At 38.6% G+C, this 12,969-nt stretch carries 11 protein-coding genes; 4 read left to right on the plus strand and 7 right to left on the minus strand.

Annotated features, from left to right (window positions below; all coding sequences use genetic code 11):
- Window positions 1-70: 70 nt before the first annotated feature.
- Window positions 71-1,750 (minus strand): chaperonin GroEL, encoded by a 1,680-nt coding sequence (gene groL, locus VB691_RS05835; protein WP_323290531.1) that lies wholly within the window; start codon window positions 1,748-1,750, stop codon window positions 71-73.
- A gap of 453 nt (window positions 1,751-2,203) precedes the next feature.
- Between groL and VB691_RS05840 the strand changes: the two genes are divergently transcribed.
- Window positions 2,204-2,695 (plus strand): Uma2 family endonuclease, encoded by a 492-nt coding sequence (locus tag VB691_RS05840; RefSeq protein WP_323290532.1) that lies wholly within the window; start codon window positions 2,204-2,206, stop codon window positions 2,693-2,695.
- A gap of 29 nt (window positions 2,696-2,724) precedes the next feature.
- The gene (locus VB691_RS05845) at window positions 2,725-3,291 is read left to right on the plus strand and encodes an NUDIX hydrolase (protein ID WP_323290533.1); all 567 of its coding nucleotides are present in this window, start codon (window positions 2,725-2,727) and stop codon (window positions 3,289-3,291) included.
- Here the strand turns inward: VB691_RS05845 and VB691_RS05850 are convergent.
- Window positions 3,278-3,847 (minus strand): hypothetical protein, encoded by a 570-nt coding sequence (locus tag VB691_RS05850; RefSeq protein ID WP_323290534.1) that lies wholly within the window; start codon window positions 3,845-3,847, stop codon window positions 3,278-3,280. The two genes, VB691_RS05845 and VB691_RS05850, sit on opposite strands and share 14 nt — an antisense overlap.
- Before the next feature lie 79 nt (window positions 3,848-3,926).
- Here VB691_RS05850 and VB691_RS05855 point away from each other — a divergent pair, with 79 nt between their 5' ends.
- Window positions 3,927-4,415 carry a crossover junction endodeoxyribonuclease RuvC gene (locus VB691_RS05855; RefSeq protein ID WP_323290535.1) on the plus strand — a complete coding sequence of 163 codons (489 nt, stop codon included), beginning with the start codon at window positions 3,927-3,929 and terminating at the stop codon, window positions 4,413-4,415.
- 18 nt (window positions 4,416-4,433) lie between these two features.
- On the opposite strand, the gene VB691_RS05860 is transcribed toward VB691_RS05855, so the two are convergent.
- Window positions 4,434-5,252 carry a carbon-nitrogen hydrolase family protein gene (locus VB691_RS05860; protein ID WP_323290536.1) on the minus strand — a complete coding sequence of 273 codons (819 nt, stop codon included), beginning with the start codon at window positions 5,250-5,252 and terminating at the stop codon, window positions 4,434-4,436.
- 177 nt (window positions 5,253-5,429) lie between these two features.
- Between VB691_RS05860 and VB691_RS05865 the strand changes: the two genes are divergently transcribed.
- Window positions 5,430-5,714 carry a peptidase gene (locus VB691_RS05865; RefSeq protein ID WP_323290668.1) on the plus strand — a complete coding sequence of 95 codons (285 nt, stop codon included), beginning with the start codon at window positions 5,430-5,432 and terminating at the stop codon, window positions 5,712-5,714.
- On the opposite strand, the gene VB691_RS05870 is transcribed toward VB691_RS05865, so the two are convergent.
- The 4 genes from VB691_RS05870 to VB691_RS05885 form a co-directional block, all read right to left on the minus strand.
- Complete coding sequence (locus VB691_RS05870; protein ID WP_323290537.1) at window positions 5,711-9,085, minus strand: tubulin-like doman-containing protein; 3,375 nt, start codon at window positions 9,083-9,085, stop codon at window positions 5,711-5,713. The genes VB691_RS05865 and VB691_RS05870 overlap by 4 nt on opposite strands.
- A 134-nt stretch (window positions 9,086-9,219) precedes the next feature.
- Window positions 9,220-10,122, minus strand: a complete 903-nt coding sequence (locus VB691_RS05875; RefSeq protein ID WP_323290538.1) for a VWA domain-containing protein — start codon at window positions 10,120-10,122, stop codon at window positions 9,220-9,222.
- Window positions 10,123-10,266: 144 nt separating this feature from the next.
- Window positions 10,267-11,862, minus strand: coding sequence for an ABC transporter substrate-binding protein (locus tag VB691_RS05880; RefSeq protein WP_323290539.1), 1,596 nt, complete (start codon window positions 11,860-11,862; stop codon window positions 10,267-10,269).
- 162 nt (window positions 11,863-12,024) lie between these two features.
- The gene (locus VB691_RS05885; RefSeq protein ID WP_323290540.1) at window positions 12,025-12,954 is read right to left on the minus strand and encodes an FTR1 family iron permease; all 930 of its coding nucleotides are present in this window, start codon (window positions 12,952-12,954) and stop codon (window positions 12,025-12,027) included.
- Window positions 12,955-12,969 lie beyond the last annotated feature (15 nt).

The following is a 12,969-nucleotide window of genomic DNA, read 5'->3' on the forward strand; positions in this document are numbered from 1 at the left end:
CAAAAAGCGAGAGAGACGCTATTCTTAACGTCTCTCCTAATATCAAGTATGGAAATATGAAAACGACGACTTAGAAGCCCATGCCGCCCATACCCATGCCGCCCATACCGCCCATGCCGCCCATACCGCCCATACCGCCCATGTCGGGGGCTGCGGGGGGTTCGGGTTCGGGTTTTTCTACCACTAATGCTTCTGTGGTTAAGACCATACCAGCGATCGACCCGGCATTTTGCAGAGCAGAGCGCACTACTTTCGCAGGGTCAATAATTCCTGCGGCGATCATGTCTTCAAACTTACCTGTAACGGCGTTGTAACCGATATTAAACTCGGTTTCTTTGACCCGTTCCACAATAACGTAACCTTCTGCCCCAGCATTATCGGCTAACTGACGCAAAGGAGCTTCTAAGGCTTTGGCAACAATATCAGCGGCCACCTGTTCTTCGGGGTTGGTGAGGGTATGTTTGAACTCAGCAACTTTACCCGCTAAGTAAATTAGGGTTGTTCCCCCACCAGGAACGATCCCTTCTTCTATGGCTGCTTTGGTGGCGTTAAGAGCATCTTCAATGCGAAGTTTGCGATCTTTTAATTCGGTTTCAGTCGCTGCCCCAACTTTAATGACAGCCACACCTCCGGCTAATTTAGCGATCCGTTCTTGCAATTTTTCAATGTCGTAGCTTAAGTCAGTTGCGGCCAGTTGTTTGCGGAGTTGTTCAATGCGTTTTTGTACGGCTGCCTTGGTTCTATCATCAGTGGTAGCGACAATAGTAGTGTTGTCTTTGACAATATTAACTTTGGTCGCTTGTCCCAACATATCGAGGGAAACTGAATCTAAGGTTAAGCCAACTTCTTCAGAAATGACACTGCCTCCGGTAAGAATAGCAATATCCTGTAAAACAGCTTTGCGTCTTTCCCCAAAACCAGGAGACTTGATCGCTGCTACATTTAACACCCCTCTGGCTTTGTTGACGACTAGGGTGGCTAAGGCTTCTCCGTCTACATCTTCTGCAATGATTAAGAGGGGTCTACCGGCCCGGGCCACGCTTTCGAGAATGGGGACTAAATCGGCGATCGTACTGACTTTTTTGTCGGTGATCAATAAGAAGGCATTATCAAATTCAACTTGTTGTCTTTCTTGATCTGTGATGAAGTAGGGAGAGAGATAACCCCGATCAATTTGCATCCCTTCTACCACTTCTAACTCAGTGGTGAGAGATTTAGACTCTTCAACGGTAATAACCCCGTCTGTGGTCACTTTATCCATGGCCAGGGCGATCATATCACCGACTTCTTGATCGTTCCCTGATGATACGGTGGCTACTTGGGCGATCGCATCTCCCTCAACAGGTTTCGCAATGGCTGCAATTTCTTCCACCAGGTAAGCGATGGTTTTTTCGATGCCACGACGCAAAGACACAGGGTTGGCCCCAGCGATCACATTTTTTAAGCCTTCCCGAATTAAGGCTTGACCAATGATGGTGGCGGTTGTAGTTCCGTCTCCGGCTATTTCCTTGGTTTTGGACGCAATTTCTTGCATCAGTCTGGCCCCAGTATTTTCCAAGGGATTTTCTAATTCAATTTCTTTAGCAACGGTGATCCCGTCGTTAACAATTTGGGGGGCCCCAAATTTCTTTTCTAATAATACATTCCGTCCTCTGGGGCCGAGGGTGATTTTTACAGCATCAGCAAGAGCATTCACCCCTTGTTCTAATGCCCGTCTTGATTTATCGCCGAATGATACAATTTTTGCCATATTTGTCTCGTTACTCCTGTGACTCTTTGCAATCAGACATTTTCCAATGATTAGGAAAAATGCTTGCGTTTCGGGCTGATGTCACCCTACTTATGTTAATTTAGCACTCTTGTGCTGTGAGTGCTAATCTTTGGGGTCAAAAAATGGGGTAATTTTTCTCAAGGGAAGGGGTGGGGTGTGGAAAGTTGGGCAAAAAAGGTGAGGATATCTCGAAAGTTTGAGGGTTCATCAATGAATGATGAATAATGAATAATTATTTCTTCTTGAAAGGAGAGGTTGGTTGGTGCATACTTCGACAAGACTTCGGCGTGAGGCTTCGACAGTGAGATCAGCCGAACCATCAACCAAATTAAACAATTATTAATTATCAATTATTAATTATTAATTATTCATTGATAAATTCGCCCTATCCTGTGTCATTATTAGTCTTAGAGAAGTTAGGGAGTTAAACTAATGATGACATGGCAAGATGTCTGTAATAACAAACAATTACAAGATTTACCTTTTAAAATTGAGTTGAATAAATGGGGACAAATCATCATGAGTCCAGCTAAGGTTAAACATTCTTTTTTTCAAGGTATTATTGCTGATTTATTAAACTCTTTTTTGACAACTGGTTTGGCTTTTCCTGAATGTGCGATCGAGACTTCTGATAATACTAAGATTGCGGATGTGGTTTGGGCTTCTGATCAAATATTAGCTATCATTGAAAATGAAACTTCTGCTTCTATTGCTCCAGAAATTTGTGTCGAAATTATTTCAGCTAGTAATACCCTTGAAGAAATGAAAACGAAACGAGATTTATATTTAGAAGCGAAAGCTGAGGAAGTCTGGTTATGTGATGAAGCTGGTAATCTTAGCTTTTATAATAAGCAAGGAAAGTTAGATAAATCATTATTGGTTCCTCAATTTCCTCAACAAGTTAAACGCCGAGAAAATCATTAAATTAGTTTTAGGTAGATTAAGGGATACTAATGAGTCTTAAAAAGTGGAAAATTCTTCAATCTGAGTTTGTTATTAATAACCAATGGTGTCAAGTTCGACAGGATAAGGTTGAGTTACCTAATGGGACGATTATTGATGATTATTTTGTTAATATTCGTCCTGAAATTGCTTTAGTTTTACCTATTACTCCTCAAAATGAAATTGTTTTTGTCCGTCAATATCGTCATGGAGTACAAGAGATTTTATTAGAACTTCCCGCCGGAGCATTTAATCCAGAAAAAGAGGCAAGTATAACGGCAGCTAAGCGAGAATTAGAGGAAGAAACAGGTTATATTGCCCAAGAATTAATCTTGATGAAAACCATTTATGATAATCCGGTAAAAGATGATAACAAGATTCATATTTTTCTGGGTTTAAATGTGCAAAGAACAGGACAAATTAATTTAGATGTTACTGAAGAAATCGAAGTATTTTTAGTGCCTATAAAAGATGTAATTGATAAAATTATGTCCGGTGAAATTTGTGTGGCAGGAACTATTGCTACAATTTTTATGGGATTAGAATTCATGAAACAATTTCAATCTAGATTTGTTTAGCTAATTCTACCCAATGGTTAATTCCTTTTTTGGTGGGTTGTCTGGTAGGGGTAAATGTCCAAATATCTCGTTTATGTTGTTCTCCATAACTAATATGAATTGGTCTATATTTACCATAAAAATAAAGGGAATCAAAGGGCAATTTTTGAGTTAAAATCCAGTCAACTAATTCATCACTATTAAGATTAATAATACAAAAATCACAAGCGGCTCCTAATCGATTACAATAATAGTTATCTTTGGCATTAATTTCATGGCCCATATGTTGATCTCTTGCTGGATCAATGCGACCATTTTTAATACCTGTAACGGGATCTTTTTGATTTAAGTAGCGTTTGAGATCGGGGGAACAAAAGCCATAAGTCAGTTTAAATCTATCAATACCAAAATTATCAATGATGGGGTCGATAATTATTTGATTTAACTGTTTAAATGCTGTAATTGTTTCTTCATTTTTAGGATAGGGAGCAATTTTTTCCGAGTATTTATGATAGGTTTGACTACAGGTACAAAAATCTTCTAAGGTCAAATATTTGCCCAAATATGTTATATTCATAAACTTAAAGCTTGAGGGAAACAATAGTAGGGGCAATTCATGAATTACCCCTACGGTATTCTACCAAAATCATGATAAAATGTCTCAAAAAAATTGGCTAGGAATTGATCCGGGACTCGCTATTATTGGATGGGCAATTTTACAAGAAACTGACGCACCACTTCCCTTAATCATTGACTATGGAATCATCAAAACCGAAAAAACCCTATCAACCCCCCAAAGATTGTTAGAAATTGAGCAAGACTTAGAAGAATTAGTCCAAGAATTTAAGCCTGATGGTATTGCCATTGAAATGCCCTTTTTTAGCCGAACTATTAAAGCAGCAGGAGGCGTTTTACAAGCATTAGGGGTAATCAATTTAGTCTGCTATCGCAACACCAAAATCGAGCCAATTTTTTTACATCAAGCTAGTTGGAAATGTCATTTAGGGGATGGTAGAGCAGATAAAAAAGAAGTAGCACAAATGGTCGGAAATCTCTTTGATTTAGACTCCTTACCCATTGATGATAGTGTAGATGCGATCGCCATTGCCTATGCGGGTTTATGTGGCCTAACAAATAATATTTGATAGGCCAAAAAATCCAACTTAAAAAAACACCCGATGTTGTAAAGACGGCATTTGTTGGCGCACCTGTTTAATACGAGTCGGGTTAATTTCTGCGATCGCCATGCCTGGTTGTTGGCCTGCGTCATCTAAAATCATCCCCCAAGGGTCAATAATCATCGCGTGACCATGGGTAAAACGCCTAGCATAGTGATTTCCCGTTTGAGCAGGAGCAATCACATAACAGGTATTTTCAATGGCCCTAGCTTGTAATAAAACCTGCCAGTGATCCTTACCCGTAAATGCTGTAAACGCTGCGGGAACAAACAAAATATCAACTCCTTGACGGGATAAATGGCGGTACAACTCAGGAAAGCGGACATCATAACAAATCGAGAGTCCCAAATTTCCCAAGTCCCCAGAGGCATAAATATCAGGCAAGCGTTGTCCGGCCATCACTGTGCTAGACTCCTGATAAGTATTACCGTCAGGCACATCCACATCGAACAGATGCACTTTTTGATAGCGAGCGACTTCTGTTCCGGTGGGATCGACCAAAATGGCGGTATTATAAGCTTTCGTCCCATCACCTTCAACGGGGACAGGAAAGCCACCCCCCAGAATGGTAATCTGGAAACGTTGCGCCATTGTTTTTAAGAACTTTTCCGCTTTTTGAGCAATTTCTTGGGCTTTCCCCAGTTTATCTTCTTCTTTACCGAGAAAAGCAAAGTTTTCTGGCAAGCCAATTAACTCAGCCCCACGACGGACAGCGAGTTCGATCAGTTCCTCAGCCTCAACCAAATTTTTTTCTAGGTTAGGCTTGCTTGTCATTTGAATGGCAGCAGCGAGATAAGGTTTCATCAGTTCCTTATTATAAAAAAATCTATTTCAATGATAAACCTCTATGGGATCATGGGGTTATGGGATAGGGTAAAATACCGTAATGGGACAAAATCAACCCGATTTCTTTACCTTTTTTCTTTAAAGTAGGGATCAATGATCGAATTATGCCGATCGCTGATTGTTAGAGGAAACCCCATGATTCGTCTTTTTCGCAAATATCATCGCTTTTTAGCGATCGCTGTATGTTTACCTTTAATTTTAACGGTGATTAGTGGTGTGGGTTATACAATTTTTGATGAGTGGTTTGAGCAAGATGAGATTGCCCATTTTTTGATAAAAATTCATACCATGAAACTCCTGGGATTAGAAGGTATTTATCCTTTACTTAATGGGTTAGGATTAATTGGGTTGTTAGTAACAGGATTGAGTATGACGAGTTTATTTAAAAAACGTCATTCTTCTCCCAGAAGTCCTAGTTAGAAAAGAGTTCCTAACTCCGGGATGTCTGATGCTGATTTCCAACCCTCCATTCCTGCACACCAAACATAAGTTTGAGGGGTTAAACCCTGATTTAAGAGTTGTTCTGCTGAAAATGGCCCCGTTTGTTGACCATCTTTATAAAGATACCATTTTCCTTGGCTTGGGGGTTGGGGTGGTGTTTCAACTGCTTGATTTTCGACTGTATTTTGTTGAACGGAAGCAGTTTTTAAGGGTTGATTTATATGATCAGAATTAGCCGCTTCATAGAGTTTATAATCATTAATCACCTGCTTAATAATTTCGGCTTCTCGTTTGTATTCTGGGCTATCTTTTCCTCCTTGTTTTTCTAAGTCTAGGGAGCGATTTTCTAGATAAGTTGTAAATTGTTGATAAAGTTGTTGTTTTTGTTGGGGGGTTTCTGCTTTGGTTAATTGTTGGGTAATTTGTCGTTGAATTTCTTCTCGATCAGAACGACAGGCCCGCACTTCTAAGATTTGTGATGCTTCTTCCCAACTTGAGGCAATGTCAACATTTTCTTTACCTATATTGGTTGGACGAGTATAACGAATTGTATTTTCTCTGGTTGCCTGATTTTCTGATAGATATAAAATGTTTAATGCTCTTGCTTGAATCACTAATTGAAAGATTTTAGGATCTTCGGGAAAGATATCCCAAAATGGGGGTTCTTTTTGAATGTGTACAGGAATGGGCAAGTCTCTGGGTTCTCCTCGTAATTGGGCGCGTTTTGCTTCAATACTGTCCCCTTTCCAGTCTTGATAGGATTGTCTTAATTCTTTCATACCATCAATACATCGTAGAGAAAATCCCCCTGTTTCTTGTACAAATACCAAGCGATGACGTTCCGGATCTCCTAAAGGTTTAATAGAATTTTCTCCAATATCATTGAATTGTTGTAGCAGAGGAATGATTTTTTGCGCCGCAGGATCGGCGGTATTTCGGCCACCTAAAAGGGCAACATTAATATTTGTAGCGGGAGTAAATCCTGCATCTTTTCCAGATAAAACAGCTTTATCCATCAAGATTAATGGTTTAGATTTATTGTAGGCAATGCGAATATTATTGACTATTTCACTCTCATCATTAAACATTTTGAAAAGGCGATCGCAAGCAGCCATCTCGGTATAAAGATGACTATTTTTTGGAGTTCTCTCCACAACAATTATTTTACTATCATGATAGATAAGTTCTTCTAAATCATCTTGGTTAACTTCAGGAATTTGGGTAACATCAAATAAGCGCATATATTCATCAGCGCGACGGTTTTTCTTCCATAAGGGACTCGCTTCTTTAAGAATATCTTCTGAGAGGGTACTACATACTCTATCTAACCCAATTTCAAACCGACTTTTGCTTCCTTGAGTATCGGCCCCTAATTGTTCAATTAAGTCTTGATATAGTTCGTTGAGTTTATCACGTTCATATAGTTTAATACCATTAATACTTAAGACATCCCCGCTTTCTGCTTGATGATCTGCTTCTTGTGAGAAATGATCTCTTGTCTGTATTAAACGCTGTTGAAAACGGTTTAAACGACGTTCTATTTTATCTAATTCTTCTTTTAAACGATCAATTACAATTAAAGAAGCAGCGCGAGTTTTGCGCTGAATAGTTGCGACTAAACTACCCTCAAGATTCGTTAAAATATTATCACAACAGACTTCCATTCTGTCTTGTTTAGTAATACCATACTTTGATTTAATTTCACTAAATTCTCTTAATGCTTGTTGATATTGTTCCTGTCTTTCTGTTTCTCTTTTACCCCAAACTTGATCTTGTTGTTGACTAAATCTTTGTCTAATATCATCAAAGATTTGTCGCACAATTGTGATAAATGTCTGGGCAAATTTAGTCCCATAATTACGATCTTCTAAAATTCGATAAAGTTCCGTTTCTAGGCTAGTTCTTCCTTGGCTAATGATGCGATCGCGGTTATCATAAATACGTTGAAAATAGTCCCCATGTAACCGTTCATCAGGACTCAATTCCCGAAAATGATCTTGGCGATAAGTATTAACTTCTTCTTGTATAAATTGCTCTAGTTCTTTAATTTTTCCTTGTTCTTTCCCAAATATATTAATTCCCTTGGCTGTACATTGTAGATAATTTTCTTGGTTAATAGTTTGCCGCAGTTTATTAATCCATTGTGACACCTCCTCTAAATAGGATTTATCTTGTGCCGCCCCTAAGTCAGTTAATAATTCAACATCATTTAAACGCATCCTTTTAAGAATATCATTTTTGATTAATTCCATCGAATCTGCTGGTAATTTTGCATCTTCATTTAACCACCAATTTACTAAATCTTTAGCAAGTCGATAACATAAGGAATTCCGAATCTGAGAAATTGGGATTTCTATGGTAGATAGACCAAAACTCATGAAATTCTTGGGATAACCTCTACCGCCAGGATCTGCCTGGGCCCAAGCAGATTTAATATTATCTCGAATAGATCGCTTATGGGGTGAAAAATCTGAGGTCAAATCTAAGAAAATATTTTGAGCAATCATTTCCCGAATTTGCTCAAGTTTAAAGTCACTTTCTCCGTTTTTTGTTCCTACTAAATATGTAAAATCAAAAGGGGCGCGATTGCTACGAACTTCATCAGCTAAATTCTTACTAAATTGACTATGATATTCTGTCCGATAGTCAGAAAAGTAACTTAATTCCATCATGGCCGCGTAGCCATTTGCTAAGACGCGATCGCCTACTTTTATTCCCGCAAAAGCTTGAGGCATAGGCACAATTGCTGTTACTAAAGGACTACCTTCCCCTTCTAACCATTTACGCACACAATAGCCCATATCAATGAGCATTCCGCTACCTGTTCCCCCAGAAAGTGACCCGGTAATAAACACATTAATTGCATTGGTACTTACTTTAATACCATAGTTATTTAACATGAAATTTTCCCTGCCTTTAACTCGGTTTGTCGCGGCTAAAAACTTATCTCGAATATCATGATAATTACAAAATAAGGCAAATCTTCCACAGGCGCGAATTTGTCCTGCTCCTGCTTCTAAGGAGGTGATATTTCTTTCTAATTCCCTGGGAAACCAACTATCAATCCAAGGATATTGTTCCATACTAGAAACCATTGAACTCACTTGTTTACCACTCACACTGGCCCAATGTTTTTCATGGTCTTTAAAAGGACTTCCCCCTGCTTCGGGGTTATTAATTTTATAATCTTTATCCGTATCAACGACCAAAAAACTTAGGATCGGAAAATTTTCTAAACTGCCGTATGTTTCTTCTACTAACCTTCTGATTCTAGATAAGATTTCTGCCCCGGTTCCTCCCACACCTACTAAGATAGTAGGAACCATGCTTTTTTCTTCAACTGCTGCCATTTTGTCCTCCTTATTCCAATTATTATTTTATGGTTTGTTTTTAATGATCAGGCAGGGCGGGTTTATGTAACATATTTGTGAGAAGCCTAGAATTTGAGCAAAACCCGCCCCTACAAATTGTGGGTCATTTATTATTAACAAGCAGAGATAAAAGGTAAACCTGCTGCTATGATCAAGGCTGTCATCACCATTGTACCAATAAAAGCTATTCCTAAAGAAATTTTACCTGATGCGTCCATAGACATTTTAAAAAGTCCTTGAAATACCCAACGATCTAGGGGTAAAACCAACAACCAAAGAAAAGCAATAACCGCACATCCTAGCCAAAAATTTATCCATTTCCAGTTACCATTAAAATGACTAAAAAAGTCTCTTAAAAATAATTGTTCAAGATAGGTTCCTCCTGTATTAGATAAGTTAATATTATCACGATAAATTCCTCCAGTTTGTCTAGCTGCGGCTTTTAAATTGTTAACATCACCCTCTCCAAAAACGAGAGAATTAATCTTAATCTTTTGGCCTGTTGCTTGAGTAACAGCAGATTGTGTTAAACTCACACCTGTATCAGTTACTATTAACAATTCACGACAATGATTTTCCTGTTCTCGTAAAACTTCTGTGGTTTCCTTAATAACAATATCTAGGTCATCTTGTGGCGGTTCAGGAATTAATTGATAGGGTAAATTAGGATCGCTTAACCTTCTACTTAATTCATCAGTAACAACTCCTTGTTGAGACTCCATTGTTGAGGTTAATTTTGGGGCTTTTCCGCCGCCAATGCCAAAAATTTGCACCTTATTAGGCACAGCTAATTTAGAATTTTCTTCGAGATAAGCATTCACCGCTTTAACCTCTTGATCCATAATAGAATTGGGAGAATTAAAGGTTTGGGGTTGATAAGTGCTACTACTTAAATCTAAGGCGATCGCTACAGCAACGGGGGGTTTTCCTAAACGAAGTAACCCAAATAATAAGGCCAATGCTAAAAAGATACCTACCAATATTAAAGGGGTATAAAATAGCGGGTTTTCTATCACTTTGCGTCGGTACTTTAACAATGAAGTTTCTCCAATTAATAATTAATAATGAATAATGAATAATGAATAATGAATAATTGATGATTAACAGCTTATTCATTGATAATTTTGGAACAAATTAGCAGAAAAAACAACTGAAAACGGCTATTTAAGGGGGTCAAATTGATAGTTTGACCCTTTTGGCCCTTGATTGCCTTTAACGGCTTTTACTAGGGGAACTTCATCAAATAGATTAAAATTTGTGGTACTATCTGTTAGGATAACACCTTGATTAAATGCTTGAGCAATTGCGGCTCGTTCTGGGGTTTTACTAACTGTATCTATCAAGGCTTTTGTGGCATCATAAGCGGTGGCAGTGCGCCAACTTACTCGACCTTTCCAACTATTAATGGCATCTTTTGCAAAGGGATCATTAGCACTAAAACTCCAAGGAACAGCTAATATTATCCCTGCGATCGCATCTCCTCCTTTAACTAAAATATCAGCATTATATAGTTCATCTCCCCCCATTAAAATTAAGGGAGAACCACTATTTTTATTAGCTTTAGCAATTTCTACAGCTTGGTTAACTTTATTTTTACTGAGGGCTAGAATAGCAATTTTTGCTCCCTTTTGTTGTGCATTAGCGATGGCATCGCTTGGGTTAAAATTAGGTGACGTAACATCAATTTGCTCCACAATTGTACCTTTGACTGCGGATAAACTATTAATAATTTCTTGTTGGAGTTGTTGACTGTAAGGACTATCAGGATTAGAAAAAAGAACAATGGCTGGTGAGGGTTGCTTTTTACTAGCATATTGGGTTAAGGTTTTCCCCACTGCTTGTAAATAATTCACCAATAACTCATCTCCTTTTTCTTCCACAGAAATTGTTTTTAGGGTTGATTCGCCCCCAGTCTGATTAAAGCTACTGGTAAGGGGAGATAAGACAGCAATTCCTGCGCTTTCATACTGTTTTAAAGCGGCTTGACTACCTGGATCAATACCATAACCCACAATGCCTAAAATATCAGGGCTATCAATAATTTCTTGGGCAATATTGGGGGCTTTCATGGGATCGCTACTATCAATAATTGCTACTTCTAAAAGCCTTCCAGAAGGGGGTGAGGACTGATTATATTCTGCCTGATATTTTGCTACTCCTCGCAAAATTTCCGCCGCAGAATCTGCACTAATGGTAGTAGGTACAGCAACCGCAATGGTGATAGGATTTTCGGCTTTTTGGGCCTTGGCATTATTGAGATAAATAAGTCCTTCAGGATCATTGGCATCTTGAGTAACAGCAGTTTGATATTTGGCGATCGCATCTGGCCAGTTTTTTTGTTCAAAGGCCTTGGCCCCTGCTTCTTTGGTGGGAGTTGTTTTGAGTAATAATTGTTCTCCTCGACTGACATTTTCTCCCTGAGTAGGGGTAATAGTTGTGTCTGTGGGAGAAGGGGAGGGAATGGGTTTAATCGCAGTTTCGTTGGGTTTGAATAACAGATATAAACCGATACCTCCTCCAATTAAGAGGACAGCAAGGGCAATAATAGTAGGTGCTAACCAGGAAGGAGTACCCTGACTAGATGATCCCACAACCACTGTTTTACCCGGTTTTTGTTGTTTTCCTAGCTGCATTGCTTCTTGAGGTAAGCCGCAAATAATACAGTCAGGGCTGGTATTTACTTGGGGAGTGTGGGAAGATGCCCCAGGATACTGCTTCCCGTCTTTGGGGACTCCATCACAAGTCCATGAACTCATCTGCTATTGTTCTCCTAATCACCATCTCAATTAGTAACGATTTTTTGGTAGAAAGATCTAACTTCCTGTAATTTTTTCGTTATAGGGTAAGCTTAACAATTTTTTGGCAAATTGTCTCAGTAGATGTTAAGAAATTTAACTGAATTTCCCCTAATTAAGATTTTACACAGATTTTTGAGGAATTGTTTTGAGGGTTGATGATGGGGATAGACTTTTGAAATATAATGTTCCCACACTGAAAAGGAAGATAAGATAAATAATAATTTGTCCGAGGTACAAGTTTTGTCGATAACCAAACAGAGATTTTAAGATAATTCCTGGGAATTTGCTATCAGGTAAAATTGCTGAACCGTCCCAAACTAATGGCCCTAAAATACAAGAATCTCCAGGAAAAATACACCAATTAGCAAAACTGGGATCAAGTTGAGAGAGTAAAAGAATGACCAGGTTAAGATGTTTTAATACTCCAATAACTAAACCTCCTACTACTAATAATAGGAAAATTCCCATCACTTTAAAAAAGAGACGAATATTAATTTTAACACCGAGTTGAAATAACAGAAATCCTAAAATTGCAGCCGTTGTTAATCCAGTTATTGCCCCAATAGTAGAAGCTTGCCATCCTGCTTGAAATTTGGCAACAATAAATAAAACTGTTTCAAATCCTTCTCTTAAAACCGCAATAAACACTAACAAAAATATTCCTTTTTCGGCTCCATTTTTTTGGATTAAGGCTGCTTCAATACCTTGTTCGACTTCTGCTTTTAAGAACTTACCTTGTTGAGTCATCCAAATCAACATCCAACTTAACATCAAGATAGCAACTAAGCCAAACATAGCAGCTAAACATTCTTTAATGACTGGGGTGTAGGGACTCTGATAGGTGTTAACACCTTGGAGAATTCCTCCTAATAAGAATCCCACCATTACACTAGCAACAATACCGCCGCCAATGCCTTGATATACCCAGCGATTAAGTTGAGTTTGTTGGACTTTCTTTAAACAAGCTAAGACAATTCCGACCACTAGAGAGGCTTCAAATCCCTCTCTTAAGGTAACAACAAAGGTAGGTAAAGCAGCACTTAAATCCATGATTTTATGGGCTTA

The sequence above is a fragment of the Crocosphaera sp. XPORK-15E genome (genome assembly GCF_034931425.1).
In the GTDB taxonomy this organism is placed as follows: Bacteria; Cyanobacteriota; Cyanobacteriia; order Cyanobacteriales; family Microcystaceae; genus UHCC-0190.